This window comes from Methylocapsa aurea, from assembly GCF_000746085.1.
GTDB lineage: Bacteria > Pseudomonadota > Alphaproteobacteria > Rhizobiales > Beijerinckiaceae > Methylocapsa > Methylocapsa aurea.
Genome location: NZ_KN050805.1, coordinates 62,360 through 81,922 on the forward strand (window position 1 = coordinate 62,360; position 19,563 = coordinate 81,922).

Genomic DNA, 19,563 nt, shown 5'->3' on the forward strand with positions numbered 1-19,563 from the left:
GCTCCTCTTTAAGACTTGCCGGCTGTGTCTTGCCGGCATGTTGGTCTTTACGGAGGCCCGCGCGAAAAAGTTTCAGAGCCGTTGCAACGCCCGCCAGCCGATGTCGCGCCGGCAGAAACCTTGCGGCCAATCGATCGCATCGATCGCCGCATAGGCGCGCGCCCGCGCCTCGACCACATCAGCGCCAAGACCCGTGACATTGAGGACGCGGCCGCCATTAGCGAGCAGCCTTGTCCCCTCAACCTTCGTCCCCGCATGGGTGATCGTGACGAAGGGCATCGCCTGCGCGCGCGCGAGGCCGAGGATTTCGCTCCCCTTTTGCGGCGCTTCGGGATAGCCCTTGGCGGCGAGAACGACGCTGAGCGCGGTCAGCGGCGAGAGTCGCAGCGGTGGCTGTGGAAGATTGCCCTCGACGCAAGCGAGCATCAACGCGAGCAAATCCTCTTCGAGGCGCGGCAGCATGACCTGGGTTTCCGGATCGCCGAAGCGCACATTGAACTCGATCAGCTTGGGACCCGCCTCGCCAATCATCAGACCGGCGAAAAGCACGCCTTTGAACGGCATGCCCATCTCCGCCATGCCTTGCAGCGTCGGCTCAATGATTTCGCGCATGACGCGCAGGCTCATCGGCGCGTCCATCACCGGCGCTGGCGAATAGGCGCCCATGCCGCCGGTGTTGGGACCGCGCTCGCCTTCGCCGAGGCGCTTGTGATCCTGCGCCGAAGCGAAGGCCACTGCGCGCGCGCCATCGCAAAGGGCGAAAAACGAGGCCTCCTCGCCTTCGAGAAACTCCTCGACGACAATCGTTCGTTGGCCCCCGGCCGGTCCTGCTTGACCGAAGCCGCCTGCAAACATCGCCTCGATCGCGGCCTCGGCCTCATCGAGGCTCATCGCCACGACGACCCCCTTGCCGCTCGCAAGTCCATCCGCCTTGATGACGATCGGCGCGCCCTTTTCGCGCACATAGGCCGTGGCGGACGCGGCGTCGGAGAAGAGCGCATATGCGGCGGTCGGAATCTTGTAGCGGGCGCAAAACTCCTTGGTGAAGCCTTTCGATCCCTCAAGCTGCGCGGCGGCCTTGCTAGGCCCGAAGGCCTTGATCCCCGCCACCGCCAGATCGTCGACGATTCCGGCGACGAGCGGCGCCTCAGGGCCGACCACGACGAGATCTATCGCCATCAGCTTGCAAAAATTCGCCACCGCCGAGTGGTCGGTCACATCGAGCGCGACGGCGCGCCCCAAAGAGAGCATGCCGGGATTGCCTGGGGCGACAAAAAGCTCCCTCAGCCTTCGGCTTTTCGCAAGCGCAATAGCGATGGCGTGCTCGCGCCCGCCGGACCCGAGGAGAAGAACATTCATGGTCGAGCCATCGCCATTCGAAGGGGGATGTTTGACGCAAAGTCAGGCGTCGCCGCAATCCTTCCTTGCAATGCCATAGCTGCAGCCGAAAACATACCGGAAAGAGAGACTTGCCTACCCTGCGGCAAAGTGAAAAACTCCTCTTGCGACAGGTTGCCGCATGAACTCCTCGTAAAAGCTTTTATAGGGAGAAGAACGATGGCAGAGACGCCAAGATTCATGCAAGGTGTTTATCAGTTTGAAGGCAAGGGGCTCGACAAGCCGCTCCCGCCTCAATCAAAGATTGCGTATACGGTTCCTGGCGACAAGCGGGTGCGGCCAATTTATGTCCGCGCCGGAAATTCATCAGCCGAGATGGTCTGTCTGGTGTTGACAAGCAACGGCGACCCAATTCGCTATTGCCCTATAGGCGCCAAGAGCGGGATCGACGTCGGCCTTCACGTGATTGAAGAACGCGGTCCGGGCACGGCGCTGGAAGTGCTCGTCGCCGCCCCCGAAGGCGTCAAAGGCACGGTCGTCATCGATGTCGGCTTGATGGAAGCCTAGAGCATATTCCGAACGGATTGGTTCGATCTGTTCGACAAGAATATGCTCAGACTTCTTAACGGTGGAGCGATGTCTGATCGACCGAATGACCCCATTCGATCGGAAGGCGCTTTAGCCCGTCCGCCTCGACAAGACCCATGCCCGCGTCGCGCCGGCCGCTCGCAATGCGACGATCGCCCGGTGCGGCGCGATGCCCGCGCAGGCTGAGGTTGCTTATAATCCCCACGAACTCAGCGCCGCCGCCGAGGCGGATCATTGCCGCCTCAAACCCGCTCTCCGGCCTCCTTTGCGCAAGCGCGCATTCTCAACCTGGAAACACCCTATCTGCGGCCAAACAGCTTTTCGACGTCGCTGAGTTTTAGTTCGACATAGGTCGGGCGGCCGTGATTGCATTGGCCAGAGCCCGGCGTGCGCTCCATCTCGCGCAACAGGCTGTTCATTTCCTCGGCGCTGAGATGGCGCCCGGCGCGCACCGAATGGTGGCAGGCCATGGTCGCGAGCACATGGTCCAAACGCCTTTCCAGGGAGGCGAGGCCGCGCTCGTCCTCGCTGAGCGCGGCCGCAAGATCGCGCAGGAGCTGCTGCGCGTCATCGGTCCTCAAGACCGCCGGCATTTCATGAATCGCGAGCGCGCCCGGTCCGAAGGGTTCGACGACGAGGCCGAGTTCCGCAAGCAGCGGCGCGGCGTCGGTGAGGCGCTCGACGTCGCCCCGCCCCATTTCGACAATGATTGGCGCAAGAAGCGCCTGACGTTCGACCGCCATCGCGGCCCGCGCGGCCTTCAGGCGCTCATAGACGAGACGCTCATGTGCGGCGTGCTGATCGACGATGACGATCCCATCGCGGGTTTGCGCCACAATATAGGTCTGATGGATCTGCGCGCGGGCCGCGCCGAGCGGAGCGTCGATGTCCGCGGGCGAAGGCGGTTGCGCATGGGCCCGCGCATCGGCGGCGCGCGCATCGGCTGGTGAAGAGAACTCCCCAAACCCTTGCTGCGCCGGTTCCGAGAAGCCGGGATATGCCGGCGATTGCCGCCAATCCCAATTGGCCGATGGCGCGGGCCGGGCGGGAGTTCCGCGCTCGAAGCCGCGCCGCGCGATCAGGTCAAGCGCCGCCGCGCCATTGTTCGGGGTCGCGCGATGAAGCGCGGCTTGCAAGGTTTGCTTCAGCGCGCCGACGATGAGGCCGCGCACGAGCCCGCCATCGCGAAAGCGCACTTCGGCCTTGGCCGGATGGACATTGACGTCGACCTCGCGCGGATCGCAGGAGAGGAACAGAACCAGCGCCGGATGGCGCCCTTGCGGCAGAAAATCCATATAGGCGGCGCGCACCGCGCCAACCAAAAGCTTGTCGCGCACCGGGCGCCCATTGACGAAGAGATATTGAGACGAAGCATTGGCGCGATGCCAGGTCGGCAGCCCGGCGAATCCATCAAGCCGAATGCCTTCCCGCGCCGCCTCGACGCGCAGCGCATTGGCGCGAAACTCTTCGCCCAGAATATCGGAAAGGCGGGTCAAAAGCGCGGCTTCGCCAAGGCCGGTCGCGGCAAGTTCGAAGCTGGCGGCCTCGCTCGCCGTAAAGGTAAAGCGCACCGTTTGATGCGCCATGGCGAGGCGCTGCACGACATCGGCGGCGGCGCGCGCCTCGGCGCGATCGCTCTTCAAGAATTTCAGCCGCGCTGGAGTGGCGGCAAACAGATCTCGGATTTCGACCCGCGTTCCCTGGGGGTGGGCGCATGGCGCGACGGCGCGCTTGTCGCCCTGATCGACAAGAATATGCGCTCCATGCGGCGAATCCATTGCGCGGGAAAAAACTTCGAGCGTGGCGATCGAGCCGATCGAGGGCAGCGCCTCGCCGCGAAAGCCAAGCGTCGCGATGGCGGAGAGATCGCCATCGGGGAGTTTCGAGGTCGCGTGGCGCTCGACGGCGAGGTCGAGATCTTGCCCCGACATGCCCGATCCATTGTCGATGACGCGGATAAGCTTTTTTCCACCCGCCTCGATCGCAATGTCGATGCGGCTCGCGCCGGCGTCGAGAGCATTCTCGATCAATTCCTTCAGCGCGGAAGCCGGCCGCTCGACAACCTCGCCCGCCGCGATGCGGTCGACGAGAACAGGATCGAGACGGCGGATGGGCATGGGTCCTCCTTTTATGAGCAAAGTCCGACCATCCTCGGCGTCATTTGGCGCCAGAGCATATTTCGAGAATATGCTCAGCCTCTTTAACACTGGAACGATTTCCAATCGATCGAATGACTCCATTCGATCGGAAAGCGCTCTAGAGCCGGATTCAGACTTTGGACGGAATCGCGACGCGATCTCGTCCAAAGTCTGAATCCGCCTCTCATCAAAGAGTTAGAGCATGATGCCGAAAACCGGTTTCCACTTTTCGGCATCATGCTCTAGGGAGCGGAAATCGGTTAGGGTGGCAACCCTGCGCCTGCCGACGACGAGATGGCAATGGAAAAAGACCGCTTTGACGCCAGGCGCGGATTCGGCCTGATTCTGCGCCGCCTCGCAAGGCGCTTGTCCTTTTTCGAAAATCGGCTTTCGGCGTCACTTTGGCGAGAAAAGCTGTTGCGAAGCGTGCAGCGCTACGCGCCGAGCGAAGGCCAAGCTCCCCACCCGACAGCGCTCCTGCTGCATGGCTGCGCCGGCGATAAGGCGCATGCCGTCAATTGGGCGCGCCTCCTCGCGCGCCATGGGATCCTTGTCTATACCATCGACAGCCTGACTCCGCGCAACATCGATGTCTTGCAGGCGCGCTGCCTTGTCTGCACGGGGCTGCGCCTGCGAGGGCGCGAACGCAGCCGCGACATAACCGAGGCCCTTTCCTTTGTGCTGCAAGACCCCATGGTCGATCGTCGGCGGATCTCCCTCATCGGCTGGTCGCATGGAGCCTGGACCATCATGGAATGGATGCTCGACGAAAGGGCCGCGGCTTTCGCCGAGCAGGCGGATCTCGCCATCGCTTCCCTCGTCCTGATCTATCCCTATTGCGGCCTTGCCTCCAACATCCATGACAAAGACTGGAGCCGCCATTTGCCCATCATGGTAGCAACGGGAGGAAAGGATTCCATCGCGCCCAACAAGAAAGCTTTCACTTCTATCGAACGGCTTTCAGCAATCAACGCGCCGGTTGAGCATATGCATATCGAATGCGCGGGGCATGGTTTCGACGTCGAAGGAAATGCGCACTATAGCGCCGAGCAAACGCGGCGCCTCCAAGAGGCCGTTCTCGCGTTTCTGGGCCGCATCAATCGGTGAGCCGAAGATTCTCTTCCCCAGGCCGCAATCTCAAGAGGACGCCCTCACATCCCTTCCGGGCGCCCGGCGACGGCGACGAGCAGCTTCGCATCGCCGAACAGGCGCTTGGCCGCGCGTTTGGCGTCTTCCATCGTCACCGCGGCGATGAGCTTGTTGCGCTCGTCGAGATATTCGACGCCGAATCCTTCGGTCTGCAGATGGGCGAGCTGGCTGGCGATCTTGGTCGAGGTGTCGAAGCGCAGCGCATAGGAGCCGATCAGATATTTCTTCGCCTTGTCGAGCTCCTCCTCGGTCGGCCCGAGATCCGAGAGGCTCGCGATTTCGGTCTCGATCACGCCCATCGATTCGGCCGCGCGTTCGTTCTTGGTCGAGGTGCCGCCGGTGAGCATGGCGGCGTGATCATAGGTGACGAGCTGCGAATAGACCGAATAGGCGAGACCGCGCTTCTCGCGCACCTCGCGAAACAGCCGCGCCGAAAAAATGCCGCCGCCGAGAATATGATTGATGACAGTCGCCGCGATGAAATCCTGGTCCTTGCGGGCAATGCCCTGGCGCCCGAAACGGATGGTCGATTGCGGCACGTCGATGTCGACGACCCGGCGCCCGCCTTCGCCGGAAAACGCCACGGTTGCGATTGGCGCAAGCGCGCCTTTTTCGGGCAGAGCCCCGAAAACATCGTCGAGATGGCCGGCAAGCGTCGCCGCGTCGATGGCGCCGACCACGGCGATCTTCAGCTTGTCGCGCGCGAACGTGGCGGCGCGCATGTCGATCAGATTGCCTTGGGTCAGCGTCGGCAAAGTCGCGAGGTCGCCGCGCACCGGCAGGCCATAGGGATGATCAGGATAGGACGCCGAGCGGAAAGTGCGGCTGGCGACATAGTCGGGATCATTGGCCTCGCGCTTCAAGCTCGCCGCCACCTGGCTCAGCACCCGCTCAAAGGGCTCGGCGTCGAGACGCGCCTTGGTCACCGCAAGCTGCAACAGCTCAAAGGCGCGCGCGCTATTGCGCGACAGAGTCTGCATCCGCCCGCTCAAAATGTCGCGATCGGCCGAGAAGGACATTTCGATCGCGTCCTCGTCGAGAGCGCGATGGAAGCCCTCCGCGTCATAGGGACCCGCCCCTTCATCGAGCAGGCCGGCGAGAAGGGTGGCGACGCCCGGCTTGCCAATCGGGTCTTGCGACGCGCCGCCTTTGAAAGCGAATTCGAGAGCGACGAGAGGAACCGCATAATCCTCGACAAGCCAAGCTTCGATGCCGCCTTTCGAGACGACCTTCTGCACGGCGGCGGCGCGAGAGGGGCTTTGCGTGCTGGCGCGTGCGGTCATGAGCTTTGCATCCAAAAAATCCGCGTCCCGAAACACTCCGGGACGCGGCGAAAGAAGTATTCAGCCGGCAATGGGCGCTGTCTCGGCGGCGGCTTGCGCGGGCGCGGAGGCCGGCAGCAGAAATCCGGTCACGCTCCGCTTTTTGTCGAGCCAGCGCGCCGCCTTCCTTACGTCCTCGGCGCTCACGGCCTCGATCCGTTCGGGCCAATGCGCGACATCCTCAAGCTTCATGCCGGTCGCCAGAGCCGCGCCATACCAGCGCGCGAGCGTCGCCTGATTGTCCTGCGCATAAATCGCCTCGGCGACGAGACGGGTCTTGGCGCGCAGGAAATCGGCCTCGTCGACGCCGTTCGCGGCGACGCGGGCGATCACGGCGTCGATCGCAGCTTCAAGACGATCGAGCCCGACGCCGGGCGCCGGCACCGCGAAAACGTAGAAGCGCGTATCGTCGACCGCCGTGCCCTGGTAATGCGCTCCCGCCGCAACGGCGAGCTTGTCATCCATGACCAAGGTCTTGAAGAGAAGGCTGGTCTGGCCGCCGCCAAGGAGATGGGCGAGAACCTCGAGCGCCTCCGCCTCCCCCGGCGCTGCGGTGCGGTAGGAGGGCGCCAGAAACACGCTCTGGAGCGAGGGCTGCTCCACTTTTTCGTCGGCGAGCGTGACGAGACGGTGCGCGCGCGGCTGCGGCTCGCGCGGGCGGGTCCGCTTCGGCGGAACGCCGCGCGCCGGGATAGGGCCATAAATCTTTTGCGCGAGGTCGATGACCTCTTGCGGCTCGACATCGCCGGCGACGACGAGAATGGCGTTTTCCGGCGTGTAGAAACGATCGTAATAGGCGAGAGCGTCGTCGCGGCCGAGGTCCTCGATCTCATGGCTCCATCCGATAATCGGCTTGCCATAGGGATGATGGGTGTAGAGCGCGGCCTGGACGGCTTCGTTGAGCTGATCGGAGGGATCGGAATCGGTGCGCATCCGGCGCTCTTCGAGTACGACATCGCGCTCGGGCGCAACCACCTCGTCAGTCAGAACGAGGTTTTTCATGCGGTCGGCCTCGTATTCCATGCAGACGCCGAGGTGCTCCTTGGCGACCCGCTGGAAATAGGCGGTATAATCGTTGGATGTGAAGGCGTTCTCCTGGCCGCCGAAATCCGCGACGATTTCCGAGAACTTGCCCTGCGGATTGGCCTTGGTGCCTTTGAACATCAAATGTTCAAGGAAATGCGCGATGCCGGATTTGCCCAGCGGATCGTCCGCCGAACCGTTCCGATACCAGACCATATGAGTCACGACCGGCGCGCGATGGTCGGGAATGACGACGATGTCGAGACCGTTGGCGAGCTTCGCCTGGGTAATGGCTGGCCCCGCGGGTCTGGCCGAGGATGGCGCGGCGGGCGTGAGAAAAACGGCGCCGGACGCCGCCGCGGTGTGACCAAAAGACATCCGAGCCATCGCTTTCTTCAATCCATCGTGCTCAGGGAGCCGCGCCCAAGGCGGCGCTCCCGCGACATTCGTCCGCCCGCCGTTCGTCCAGCAAGCCGATTGAAGCGAATATAGGATGAAAAAACGAAAGCGTCATAGTTTTATCGCGACGAATAATCGCGACCGCCGCCACGGAGCGCATTCCGATCGCAAGGATCGACAAGGGTTCGCTTGGATCTGACATATTGGAGCATTTGCTCATCCAAAAAGTCTGCAACTTCTTGGGATCATGCTCGAAAAAGCGACATCGTTAAGCGGGCTCGACCTTGCCCGCTCTATCTGAGCCCGCTCGTCAAGCTCACGCCTTAGTTCGGGACCGATGTCTTGTGCCGCTGCGAACGAATATAGGCGGCCGCGTCGCCAACGTCGGGCTGATCCTTTGGCGCTTCGGCGGCGGTGGCTTTCACTGCGGCGGTCGCCTTCCGGTACCCCGGCGGCGGTTCAGTCAGATACTTGCGCGGCGGTTCGACGCCAGGCGTGAGGGTCTCAGGCTGTCCGCCTCCAACGACGGCTTGCAGGGCCTTCCAGGGCGCATAAAGACAAATTGGCGTGCCCGAACTCGCCTGACATTCGCTGGCGGGCCCCTCGGTCGGCAAATCGCCGCGGCCGCGCTGCAATTCCGCCTGGGTGAGTTCCGCGCGGGCATTTTCCATAAGTTGCGGCGCGGGCCGCTGCGATTCGAGCGCCGCCCGGCGCCTTTCCGCAATATCGGGATCGGCTGGCCATGATGGGTCGCGCACGGCCTCTTTCGGCGGGGGCAGATCCAATTTGGGCGGAAGAACAATTGGCGGCCGGGCGCGATAATCGATCGATTCCTTTTCCTTGTCGAACTGCAGTCCGACGAAGCCGAGAACCGAATTGAAGGGATTGGTGTCCTCCTGGGCCCTGGCCGGCAAAGAGCCGATCAGCCCCGAGGCGACAAGCACGCCAGCCGCGGCCATCAGAACGGCCCGCCCGCCGGGTTGAATTTTGTCGAAGACCATGACGTCCATCCTCTTCAAATCTCGCGGGCGAAAGCCGGCCTCCGCAAAGCCGCGAGTCTTTTTGCCGACCCCGCCCAAATCCTTGCCGCGCCCATAAACTTTGGCAAGCCCGCGCGTGACGCAAAGGTAGCGATAACGGCCATTTTAGGTAACTTCGCGGCAATTTGACGGCAGAGCGGGCGCCGAGACAGTTTTCCAAACATCTTTATTGGCCGGCGGCGCGCTCCGGCTCGCTGGCCTTGCCGGCCAAAAACACGGATTCATAAAGCAGAAGCGCGACGCCGACGACAATCGCGACATCGGCGAAATTAAAGACGTACCAGGAAAAGGAGCCAAGGTGAAAATGATAGAAATCGGCGACGAACCCATAGGCGAGCCGGTCATAGGCATTGCCGAGCGCGCCGCCGACGATAAGGCCCAGCCCAAGGCCGACGGTCTTGGTTCTGGCCCTCCAGAGCCAGAGGCCGAGGAGCGCCGTCGCCGCAACTGTTAGCGCCAGCAGGCCGTAACGCTCCATATCGGTGCGCGCACTGAGGAGCGAATAGGAAATCCCAGGATTCTTGGCGAAAATCACGTCGAAAAAGGGCGTCAGCCGCACCGGCTGGCGCGCTTCGATTCCATAGATAAAAATAAGCCAAAGCTTGTTGGCCTGATCCACCGCGAGAGTCGCCAGGACGGCCAGCGCGCCCAAGATCCGCGGCGTCATAGCCATCGGCCCATCGCCCTGAGTTCGCGCAGGGCCTGCGCATTGCGCGGCGTCACGTCGGGAAATTCGGGATCGCTCCCGACCAGCGTCGAGATTTTCCACGACCTCGCGCATTTTTTTCCATCCGCCCGGCGCGGCAGGACGGCGACGCCTGGAACCTCGTCAAGCCTAAAGGCCTCCGCCGGCCCCTCCCCCGCTTCGATCGCGATATCGGAGGTGATACAGATTTCGGAAAAATCCACCCCTTCGAGCAGCGCCCGCCAGGACTCCTCCGTGATGAAGACCCTTGGAGCGGCCTCGAGCGAAGAGCCGATTCGCTTTTGCGCCCGCTCAATTTCCAGCGCGCCGGTGACGACCGAGCGGATGCGACGGATGATTTCCCATTTGGCGGCGAGTTGGTCATCGCGCCAGGCGTCCGGAACCTTGGGAAAACCTTCGAGATGAACCGAGAGCGCGTCGGGGTAGCGCGACAGCCAGGCCTCCTCCGAAGTGAAAGCGAGAATCGGCGCGAGCCACAGCGTGACGCAGCGAAAAATCTGTTCGATGGCTTCGAGCGCCGCCCGCCGCTTTTCGCTCGAAGGCGGTTCGCAATAGAGCGCATCCTTGCGAATATCGAAATAGAAGGCCGAAAGATCCGAGTTCAAGAAAGCCGACAGGCGCGCGACGATGCGCTTATAATCGAAACGCTGATAGGCGTCGGCGATCTCGCCATCCAATTCGGCGAGCCGATGCAGCATCAGTCTTTCGAGTTCGCCCATCGCGGCATAGGAGACCGCGTCTTTCGCATCGTAATGGGCGAGCGACCCCAGCATCCAGCGGATCGTGTTGCGGAGTTTCCGGTAGGTCTCCACAAAGGTCTTCAGGATTTCCGGACCGATGCGGAGATCGTCCGAATAATCGGAGGCCGCCACCCAGAGCCGGAGAATATCGGCGCCGGCGTCCTTGATGATCGTTTGCGGCGCGGTGACGTTGCCGGCCGATTTCGACATTTTCTGGCCCTTCTCATCGAGAACGAAGCCATGGGTCAGAACGGCGTCATAAGGCGCCCGCCCGCGCGTGCCGCAGGATTCGAGCAGCGAGGAATGGAACCAGCCGCGATGCTGGTCCGAGCCTTCGAGATACATGATTTCATCGGCGCCGCCGTCGCGCAGCCGATGAATGCCGGCAAGGCCGGGAAAATGCGTCGGATCGTCCAGCGTGAAGGCGTGAGTCGAGCCGGAATCGAACCAGACGTCGAGAACGTCGTCGATTTTTTCGTAGTCGCGCGGGTCGTAGTCTGGCTCCAGAAAACGGTAGGAAGCCGATTCGCCAAACCACGCGTCGGCGCCGTCTTCCTCGAAGGCCTGTGCGATGCGTTGATTGACCTTCGGGTCCTTGAGGATTTCCTTGGTTTCCCGATGGACGAAGATCGCGATCGGCACGCCCCAGGCGCGCTGGCGCGAGACCACCCAATCGGGGCGATTGGCGATCATGCCAGTGATGCGGTTTTCGCCGGCGGCGGGATACCACTTGGTGAGGGCGATTTCGCGCAGCGCGATCTCACGCAGGGTAGGAGCATTCCTTAACGCACCCTCGCCCTTCGAGACGGCGCTTCGCGCCTCCTCAGGATGAGGGTTTTGAGAAGTTGTTCCCATAGACTTGTCGAGCGCGATGAACCATTGCGGCGTGTTGCGGAAAATGAGAGGCTTTTTCGAGCGCCAGGAATGCGGATATTGGTGCTTCAGCTTTCCCCGCGCCACCAGATTGCCGGCGTCGATCAAGGCCTTGATCACCGCCTCGTTGGCGTCGCCCTTATTGCCTTTGTCGTCGATGACGCGGCGGCCTTCGAAGCCAGGAGCTTCGTTGGTAAGGAAACCGTCGGCGTCGACGGTGTAGGGGATGCGGGTTTCGATGTTGCGCTCAGCAAGTTCGCGGCCATGCGCCATCCAGATGTCGAAGTCGTCCCGGCCGTGGCTGGGCGCCGTATGGACAAAGCCGGTGCCCGTATCGGCGGTGACGTGATCGCCATCGAGGAGCGGAACAGCGAAGTCGTAGCCGGTGATCGCTGTCGCGAGCGGATGGCTACAAACAACATCGAGCAAAAGTCCGGGTGTTATCCGGGCTGGCAGGCGCTCGTAGCCCTCGACCTTTGCGGCGCTGAAGACGCTATCGGCAAGGGCATCGGCGACAACATAATGCGAGCCGACTCTTGCCCAATTGCTTTCGGGAGCGGCCGTAACGCGGTACAATCCATAAGCAATCTTCGACGAAAAACTGATCGCCCGATTGGCGGGAAGCGTCCAAGGCGTGGTCGTCCAGATGATGATGGCTGTCCCATCCGGCAACATTGGCTGCATCATCGGGATAGGCTTGCCAGGCTCCAGCGGGCGACCTTCAGGCGACCAAGACTCTTTAACCGGAAACGCCACATACACCGCATCGCTGACGTGGTCTTCGTATTCCACCTCCGCCTCGGCCAGCGCGGTCTTCTCAACAACGCTCCACATCACCGGCTTCGAGCCGCGATACAATGTCCCGTTCTCGGCGAATTTCATGATCTCGCGGGCGATCTGAGCCTCGGCCGGATAGCTCATTGTCAGATAGGGATGATCCCAATCCCCGGTCACGCCAAGGCGCTTGAATTCTTCCCGCTGCACATCGACCCAATGCTCCGCGAAAGCGCGGCATTCGCGGCGGAATTCGATGACTGGCACGGCGTCCTTGTTTTGGCCCTTGGCGCGATGCTGCTCCTCGATCTTCCATTCGATCGGCAGGCCATGGCAATCCCAGCCCGGCACATAGTTCGAGTCTTTGCCGAGCATCTGCTGCGAGCGCGTCACAAGATCCTTGAGAATCTTGTTCAGTGCATGGCCGATATGGATATTGCCATTGGCGTAGGGGGGGCCGTCATGGAGGACGAATTTCGGCCGTCCCCGCCCCGCCTCGCGCAGGCGGCGATAGAGCTCGATCTCCCGCCAGCGGGCGAGCAGCTCCGGCTCTTTTTTCGGCAATCCGGCGCGCATCGGAAAATCCGTCTGCGGCAGATAAAGGCTCTTGGAGTAATCCTGGCCATCGGGCTTCTTGTCAGCCGTTTTGACCGTCGTCTGTTCATTCATGATTGTTTTGGCCTGCTCGAGCGTGGCGCGGCTCCCGCCGCTGAATGGGCGTGACGTCCCCGGCTGGGCGCGAGCGGCAAAGTGCGCGACTTTGGCGCTCAGGCGCGCGCCGGGCCCATAATTCGGAGCGGACGAGACGGGAGCATGAACATAATGCGTTCTAGCAACAGAACCCGAAGGAATAAAGCTTTTCGGCGCCGCGTCGCCGGACCGCTCTATGCCCACCGCTTTGACGCGCGCCAAAGCGTCCATTGACGCCGCCATTGCGGCAGCGCGACCGCCGTCTCGAATGGATCGTAGCCGCGCTTTTCCATCTGGCGGAGATAGGGTCCGCAAAGCGCGGCGGGCAGAAAGGCGGCGCGGCCCCGATCGGGAAGTCCCGGCAGCCGCGCCGCGAAAATGTCGAGATGGCGATGGGCATGGGCGCGAAGCTCCTCCAGCGCGGCCAGAACCTCCGGCGTCGCCCGCCCGGCAGCAAAATCCTCCCGCTGCGCCCCAGTTTTGCGCAAAATCTCAAGCGGAACATAGAGTTGTCCGCGCGCACCATGCCAAGGCAAGGCGCGCAGGATGCCTGTCAAGGCATAGGCGATCCCGGCATGCTCGGCCGCGCCGAGCCCGTCGGCTGGCTCATCCGGATTGAGGATCAGCCGCGCCAAACGAAACAGGCTGGAGGAGGTCGCCCTGGCATAGGCCTCAAGCGCCTCGAGCGTTTCCATCGGATCGTCATAGAGGTCGAATATCCGCGCATCGATCAATTCGAGCAGCGCCGGTTTCGGCAGGCTGAAACGGGCGATCGCATCGAGCAGCGCCGCCGCGACGGGATTGGCCGAGGCCTCGGCCCCCTCTGGCGCATCAAGCGCATCGCGCCACCATTGATGCCGAATTTCGCCGAGCAAAGGCTCGGAGACGATTTCCCGCACCCGCGCGATCTCCAGGTTGAAAGCGTAAAGCGCGTGAAGGTGCGGGCGCAGAGCCTCAGGGGCAAACAGGCTCGCCAGCCAGCGATCGGGATCGTCGCGACGCAGCAGCATCTCGCAATAGGCGTAATCGGCTTCGCTCGCCTCCGCCGGCCGCGCGCCCATTATGGCACGGCCAGAAGGGCCGCGGCGACCCGGCGCTTTTCGCCCAGAAGAATGGAATAGGTGCGCGCCGCGGCCCCGGTCGGCATGGGCTCGGCCCTGATCCCGGCCTCACGCAGGCGCTGGCGTAGCGCAGCGCCTAGGGGGACAAGCTCCAGTCCGGTTCCGATCAGCAGATGTTCGATCGACCCCGGCGGCTCGGTGAAAAGCGGCGCGAGCGAGGCGACGCCGATGTCCGCCGCGTCAACCGCGCTCCAGGCATGGATGCCCGAAGGCAAAGCCAGAATCGAGCCGCGATGCGACATCCCGCCAAACCGGAAGCCGCCCGCTCCATATCCCTCGATCGGATGAGCGCCCGGCAAAAAGCCAGCATATTTTTGTTCCGCCATGATCGCATCGCCCGCGCGCATCCATCAGGATCGCGCCGCTTACGCCGAAGCCTTCCCGAGCTTGCCGGCGGCCGGCGGCGCCGTCCCGACGGTTTCACTGCGCAGGCCAAGATAGATCAGCATCGGCGAGCAAATGAAAACCGAGGAATAGGTCGCAACGAAAATGCCCCAGATCATCGCGATCGAGAAAGAGCGGATGACTTGCCCGCCGAAAACCACGAGCGAGAGCAGCGCAAGAAACACGGTGGTCGCGGTCATGACCGTGCGGGGGAGCACCGCATTGACCGAGAGATCGATCAATTGGTCGGTCGGCATTCTGCGATATTTCCGCATCATTTCGCGAATGCGGTCGAGCACCACGACGGTTTCGTTCAGCGAATAGCCGACGATGGTGAGAATGGCGGCGATCGACGTCGTGTTGAATTCAAGCCGCGTCAAAGCGAAAAAGCCGACGGTCAGGAGCAGATCGTGCATTGTCGCGATGATGGCGCCGACCGCGAATTGCCATTCGAACCGGAACCAGAGATAGCAGAGAACCGCGACGATCGAAATGACGACGCCGAGCGTGCCCGATTGCACGAGTTCGCCGGAGACGCGCGGGCCGACGACCTCGGTGCGGCGGATCTCATAGCCATCACCGATCGCCGCCTTCACGCGGCTCACGGCGACCTCTTGCGCGGCGTCGCCGCCCTTTTGAAGGCCAAAACGCAAGGTCACATCGGAGGGCGCGCCAAAGCCCTGCACCTCGACATCGCCCACGTCCATATGTTCGGCGGTCGCGCGCAATTTAGCGATGTCGGCCGTCCCGGATTTGGCGCGCAATTCAATCAGCGTGCCGCCGGAGAAATCGATCCCGAAATTCATCCCGAGGCTGAGAAAGAGCACGACCGAGGCGATAGAGAGAACCGCCGAGAACGGATAGCTCACGCGGCGGAACCGCATGAAGGGAAATTTGGTGTCCTCTGGCGCCAGGCGCAGCAGCTTCATTGGTAAGACCCTTTGCCGCGCCCGCGCGGCCGACCCTCGCACTAGACCATTTTCTAGGCAAAGTGGAAATAGATTGGCGAGACCTAAATCGGCAGCCTGGCCGGCCGCTTGTAGCGATACCACAGCGTGATCATCATGCGCGTCATCGTCACCGCCGTTATGATGGTGGTGAGAATGCCGAGCGCCAGCGATACCGCGAAACCGCGCACCGGTCCCGAGCCGAGAAAGTAAAGGATGGCCGCGGCGACGAACATGGTGACATTCGAGTCGACGATGGTTGCGAAGGCGCGGTTGAAGCCAGCGTCGAGCGCGGAGAGGATCGAGCGGCCCTGATGCGCCTCCTCACGGATGCGCTCATAGATCAAGACGTTGGAATCGACCGCCATGCCGATGGTGAGGACGATCCCCGCGATGCCAGGCAAAGTGAGCGTCGCGCCAAGGAGGACAAGGCCCGCAAAAATGAAGGCGATATGGACGGCCAGCGCGATATTGGCGAAAACGCCGAAGACGCCATAGGTGATCAGCATGTAGAAGGCGACGAGGCCGGCGCCGACATAGGCCGCGCGTTTGCCGGCGTCGATCGAATCCTGGCCGAGGCCAGGCCCAACGGTGCGCTCCTCGACGATGGTGAGCTTGGCTGGAAGCGCGCCCGCGCGCAAGAGAATCGCCAGCTTATTGGCGTCCTCGACGGTGAAACGCCCAGAAATTTGGCCCGATCCGCCGGTGATCGGACCCAAGATGCGCGGCGCCGAGATTACCTTTCCATCAAGAACGATGGCGAAGGGCCGGCCGACATTTTCCGAGGTCACCTCGCCGAATCTTTGCCCGCCGCGAATATTGAAGCGGAAGTTGACGATCGGCTCCTGCGTGCGGCTATCGAACCCCGGCTGCGCGTCGGTCAAGTCCTCGCCCTGCACCATCACCCGTTTCTCGACCGGCAATTTTGCGCCGGGCCGCTCCGTATCGTCGAGGGATTCGGTTTCGGACGGATCGGCCCCGGGTTCGGCCACAAGGCGAAACTCGAGCTTGGCCGTGGTGCCAAGAATTTCCTTGAGCTTGCCGGTGTCTTGCAGGCCCGGCACCTCGACGAGGATGCGGTCTTCGCCCTGGCGCTGGATATTGGGCTCGGTTGTGCCGAGCGCATCGACGCGGCGGCGCAGAACTTCGATCGATTGCTCGACGGCGCGGCGAATCTTGGCGCTAACGCCAGCCTCCGTCACCGTGAATTGGACGAGACCGCTTTCATTTTCGGTCACATCGAAGGCGGGAACGCGGGAGCCATCCGCCGAAGCGCTCGCCGCCGAAGCCGCCAATTGCTTGAGTTTGGGCATGACCCTGGCGCGCTCGGCCGCATCCGGGATGCGCACTTGCACCCCGCGCTGCAGCACGCCAATTCCGCCGGTGATAGCAATCTTTTCCTCGCGGAGCGTGCGGCGGACGCTGTCGCGCAGATTGTCGATCAGCGATTTCGTCACCGAGGCGCTGTCCACCTCGAGCAAGACATGCGAGCCGCCCTGCAAATCGAGACCGAGCACGATCGCGCGCGCGGGAACCCACGACGGCAGATGCGCGATCAGCGCCTCGCGGTTTTCGGGGCTCAAAAGGCTCGGCACGATTACGAGGACGGCGAACGCCGTCATGGCCAGGATGGAGACGATCTTCCAGGTCGCGAAACGCAGCATGGCGTTGCAATTTATCCAGAATTTGGGGCCGGAAGCCCAGGGTCAGGCGGGTTCAGGCTTGGTCCTTGACGGGTTCGCCCTTGGACCGAACATCGGCGATCATGTTGCGGATCACGCGGACCCTGACATTGGGGGCGATTTCCAGTTCAAGTTCGGCGTCGTCGATGATTTTGGTGACCTTGCCGATCAGCCCGCCATTGGTGACGATGCTATCGCCCCTGCGCATGTTCTTGATGAGATCGGCATGCTCCTTCGCCCGTCTTTGCTGCGGCCGCATGATCAAGAAATACATGATGATGAGGATCAGCACGAAAGGCGTCAGCGTGCCGATCATATCTGTCGCGCTGGGGGGCGCTGCCCCGGCGGCTTGGGCGAAAGCAGATGTGATCAACACGTTCCCTTCTCCATGTTCATGTGCATCGTCCGGCGCTCCCGCCTGGACGGCGCGCGAATATAACCGGAGTCGTCATGAAAGCAATGGCGCGCGAGCGCCTGCGTCGGCATTGGGCGCTTTGAGCATATTCTCGTCGAACAGATTGAATCAATTGTTCGGAATATGCTCTGGGCGTCGAGATGGAAAGCGCTCGAGCCCCGGGCGGCTTCGCGTTGAATTCATCACGCTCTATGCCTTATTGGCTTTGGGCAGGATTCTGGCCCAAGAAGCCTGGACTTTTGTCCCGCTCCAAGTGGAGCACTCTTCTGGAGCGTTGCGACAATGAACAAAGACTCCGGCGGCGGCCCTGCCGACTCCCTGTCCGGCAAGGCCCTGGAGCGGATCGCGGCGGCGCTCGAAAAACTTCTTCCGGCCGAGCCGCCGCCCTGCGACTTCGATTCCGCTGACGCCTTTGTCTTCGCGGCGGCGGCGGCGCGGCTGCAGCCCGTCGGGCGGGTCAACCGCGTCGACATGGCGCTGCTGCGCGGAATCGACCGGTTGCGCGATATTCTTTCGGACAATACCGAACGTTTCGCCAAGGGCTTTTCCGCCAATAACGCCCTGCTCTGGGGCGCGCGAGGCATGGGCAAGTCTTCTCTCGTCAAGGCGGCGCATGCGGAAATCAATGCCCGGCTCACCGCCTGCCCCGGCTTCAAACCTCTTAAGCTCGTGGAGATTCACCGCGAGGACATCGACAGCCTTCCAGGGCTCATGGCGCTGCTGCGCGAGGCTCCCTATCGTTTTCTCGTCTTTTGCGACGATCTTTCCTTCGACGCCGCCGATACGAATTACAAATCCCTGAAAGCCGCGCTGGAAGGCGGAATCGAAGGGCGCCCGCGCAATGTCATATTTTATGCGACGTCGAACCGGCGCCACATCCTGTCGCGCGAGATGGTCGAGAATGAGCGCGGAACGGCCATCAACCCCGGCGATTCGGTTGAGGAAAAGGTCTCGCTATCGGACCGTTTTGGGCTTTGGCTCGGCTTTTATTCCTGCTCGCAAGAGGATTATCTGGCGATGGTCCTGGGCTATGCTGAATATTTCGGCCTGCTGGCGGACCCTGCCGGGATTGAGCGCGAGGCGATCGAGCGCGAGGCTCTGGAATGGGCGGTGACGCGCGGCTCGAGATCCGGGCGCACCGCTTGGCAATATATCCAGGACCTCGCCGGAAGGCTCGAGAAGACGACCGAGTAAAGGAAGGGGCGGCCGCTCAAGCCGCGGCGTCGATCCCGCGCCGCGCCTGGACATAGGCGAGGGCCGCGCGCAAGACCCCGGCGTCGGCGCCTTGGCGCACCGCCTGCGTCGAAAGATGGCGGCGCCAGGCGCGCGCGCCTGATCTTCCATTGAAGAGGCCGAGAAGATGCCGCGTCATGGCGTGGAGAGGAATCCCCTCGGCCAGGCGCGCCTCGACATAGGGAATGAAAGCTTCTACCGCCGCCGCCGGATCGGCGACCGGCGCCGGCTCGCCGAACAGCATTGGATCGACGCCAAGAAGCAAAGCCGGATCCTGGTAGGCGGCGCGCCCGACCATCACGCCATCGACATGGCTGAGTTCAGCGCGCATCTGATCCAGGCTCGCAAGCCCGCCATTAAGAGCGATCGGCACATTAGGAAAGCGGCGTTTCAGATCATGGACGAGACCATAGTCCAACGGGGGAACGCAGCGGTTCTCCTTGGCTGACAGGCCTTTCAGCCAGGCCTTGCGGGCATGCACGAAAAGCCCATCGGCCCCGGCGGCGATCACCGCATCAGCAAGCTCTCCAAGCGCGACGACAGGGTCCTGTTCGTCGACGCCGATGCGGCATTTGATGGTCACCGGAAGGGCGACCCGCGCCTTCATGGCGCTGACGCAATCGCCGACGAGATCGGGTTCGAGCATGAGGCAAGCGCCAAAGGCTCCGCTCTGCACCCGCTCGGAGGGACATCCGACGTTGAGATTGATCTCGTCATAGCCGAAATCGGCGCAAATCCCCGCCGCCGCCGCCAATTCAGCGGGATCGCTGCCGCCAAGCTGCACGGCGAGGGGATGCTCGGCTTGATCAAATGCAAGCAGCCGATCCCGTTGGCCATGAATGACCGCCGCGCTCGTCAGCATCTCTGTGTAAAGGCGCGCCCGCCGCGACAAGATGCGATGGAAGTAGCGGCAATGCCGGTCCGTCCAATCCATCATAGGCGCGACGGAAAATCTTACATCTCGACTTGTCAGCATTTCCTGTCGGCTTCAAATTCGCCTA

Annotated in this window: 17 protein-coding genes; 3 read left to right on the forward strand and 14 right to left on the reverse strand. The window is 62.5% G+C overall.

Annotated elements, in window-relative coordinates:
- Window positions 1-72: 72 nt before the first annotated feature.
- A complete protein-coding gene (gene purD, locus DL86_RS17445; RefSeq protein WP_036264265.1) occupies window positions 73-1,359 on the reverse strand; it encodes a phosphoribosylamine--glycine ligase in 1,287 nt (428 codons plus the stop codon).
- Window positions 1,360-1,557: 198 nt separating this feature from the next.
- Here purD and DL86_RS17450 point away from each other — a divergent pair, with 198 nt between their 5' ends.
- Window positions 1,558-1,905 (forward strand): type 1 glutamine amidotransferase family protein, encoded by a 348-nt coding sequence (locus DL86_RS17450; RefSeq protein ID WP_036264267.1) that lies wholly within the window; start codon window positions 1,558-1,560, stop codon window positions 1,903-1,905.
- A gap of 55 nt (window positions 1,906-1,960) precedes the next feature.
- Here DL86_RS17450 and DL86_RS17455 read toward each other — a convergent pair whose 3' ends face one another.
- Together DL86_RS17455 and mutL are read right to left on the reverse strand one after the other, a co-directional pair.
- Complete coding sequence (locus DL86_RS17455) at window positions 1,961-2,161, reverse strand: hypothetical protein (protein ID WP_036264269.1); 201 nt, start codon at window positions 2,159-2,161, stop codon at window positions 1,961-1,963.
- 64 nt (window positions 2,162-2,225) lie between these two features.
- Complete coding sequence (gene mutL / locus DL86_RS17460; protein WP_036264562.1) at window positions 2,226-4,043, reverse strand: DNA mismatch repair endonuclease MutL; 1,818 nt, start codon at window positions 4,041-4,043, stop codon at window positions 2,226-2,228.
- Window positions 4,044-4,364: 321 nt separating this feature from the next.
- Between mutL and DL86_RS18950 the strand changes: the two genes are divergently transcribed.
- Window positions 4,365-5,171 carry a dienelactone hydrolase family protein gene (locus tag DL86_RS18950; RefSeq protein ID WP_162180456.1) on the forward strand — a complete coding sequence of 269 codons (807 nt, stop codon included), beginning with the start codon at window positions 4,365-4,367 and terminating at the stop codon, window positions 5,169-5,171.
- Between the two features lie 44 nt (window positions 5,172-5,215).
- On the opposite strand, the gene DL86_RS17470 is transcribed toward DL86_RS18950, so the two are convergent.
- The 10 genes from DL86_RS17470 to yajC form a co-directional block, all read right to left on the reverse strand.
- A complete protein-coding gene (locus tag DL86_RS17470; protein ID WP_036264566.1) occupies window positions 5,216-6,496 on the reverse strand; it encodes a M16 family metallopeptidase in 1,281 nt (426 codons plus the stop codon).
- 60 nt (window positions 6,497-6,556) lie between these two features.
- On the reverse strand, window positions 6,557-7,945 hold the full coding sequence (locus DL86_RS17475) for a M16 family metallopeptidase (protein ID WP_425348941.1): 1,389 nt from the start codon (window positions 7,943-7,945) through the stop codon (window positions 6,557-6,559).
- A gap of 335 nt (window positions 7,946-8,280) precedes the next feature.
- Entirely contained in the window at window positions 8,281-8,958 is a 678-nt protein-coding gene (locus DL86_RS18955; protein ID WP_156964730.1) for a hypothetical protein, read from the reverse strand.
- A gap of 205 nt (window positions 8,959-9,163) precedes the next feature.
- The gene (lspA, locus tag DL86_RS17490; protein ID WP_425348942.1) at window positions 9,164-9,670 is read right to left on the reverse strand and encodes a signal peptidase II; all 507 of its coding nucleotides are present in this window, start codon (window positions 9,668-9,670) and stop codon (window positions 9,164-9,166) included.
- Window positions 9,661-12,759 carry an isoleucine--tRNA ligase gene (ileS, locus tag DL86_RS17495; RefSeq protein ID WP_036264570.1) on the reverse strand — a complete coding sequence of 1,033 codons (3,099 nt, stop codon included), beginning with the start codon at window positions 12,757-12,759 and terminating at the stop codon, window positions 9,661-9,663. The genes lspA and ileS overlap by 10 nt, the downstream gene beginning before the upstream one ends.
- 215 nt (window positions 12,760-12,974) lie before the next feature.
- Window positions 12,975-13,841, reverse strand: a complete 867-nt coding sequence (locus DL86_RS17500) for a phytoene/squalene synthase family protein (protein WP_036264279.1) — start codon at window positions 13,839-13,841, stop codon at window positions 12,975-12,977.
- A complete protein-coding gene (locus DL86_RS17505) occupies window positions 13,841-14,227 on the reverse strand; it encodes an Mth938-like domain-containing protein (RefSeq protein ID WP_084573021.1) in 387 nt (128 codons plus the stop codon). Before DL86_RS17505 ends, DL86_RS17500 begins: the two co-directional genes overlap by 1 nt.
- A 39-nt stretch (window positions 14,228-14,266) precedes the next feature.
- On the reverse strand, window positions 14,267-15,214 hold the full coding sequence (gene secF, locus DL86_RS17510) for a protein translocase subunit SecF (RefSeq protein WP_036264285.1): 948 nt from the start codon (window positions 15,212-15,214) through the stop codon (window positions 14,267-14,269).
- Window positions 15,215-15,297: 83 nt separating this feature from the next.
- The gene (gene secD / locus DL86_RS17515; RefSeq protein WP_036264287.1) at window positions 15,298-16,896 is read right to left on the reverse strand and encodes a protein translocase subunit SecD; all 1,599 of its coding nucleotides are present in this window, start codon (window positions 16,894-16,896) and stop codon (window positions 15,298-15,300) included.
- Between the two features lie 52 nt (window positions 16,897-16,948).
- Window positions 16,949-17,290 (reverse strand): preprotein translocase subunit YajC, encoded by a 342-nt coding sequence (gene yajC, locus DL86_RS17520; RefSeq protein WP_036264289.1) that lies wholly within the window; start codon window positions 17,288-17,290, stop codon window positions 16,949-16,951.
- A 321-nt stretch (window positions 17,291-17,611) separates the two neighbouring features.
- On the opposite strand from yajC, the gene DL86_RS17525 reads away from it, so the two are divergent.
- A complete protein-coding gene (locus tag DL86_RS17525) occupies window positions 17,612-18,523 on the forward strand; it encodes an ATP-binding protein (RefSeq protein WP_036264291.1) in 912 nt (303 codons plus the stop codon).
- Window positions 18,524-18,539: 16 nt separating this feature from the next.
- Here the strand turns inward: DL86_RS17525 and dusA are convergent, their stop codons facing one another.
- Entirely contained in the window at window positions 18,540-19,538 is a 999-nt protein-coding gene (gene dusA / locus DL86_RS17530) for a tRNA dihydrouridine(20/20a) synthase DusA (protein WP_036264294.1), read from the reverse strand.
- Between the last annotated feature and the right edge of the window lie 25 nt (window positions 19,539-19,563).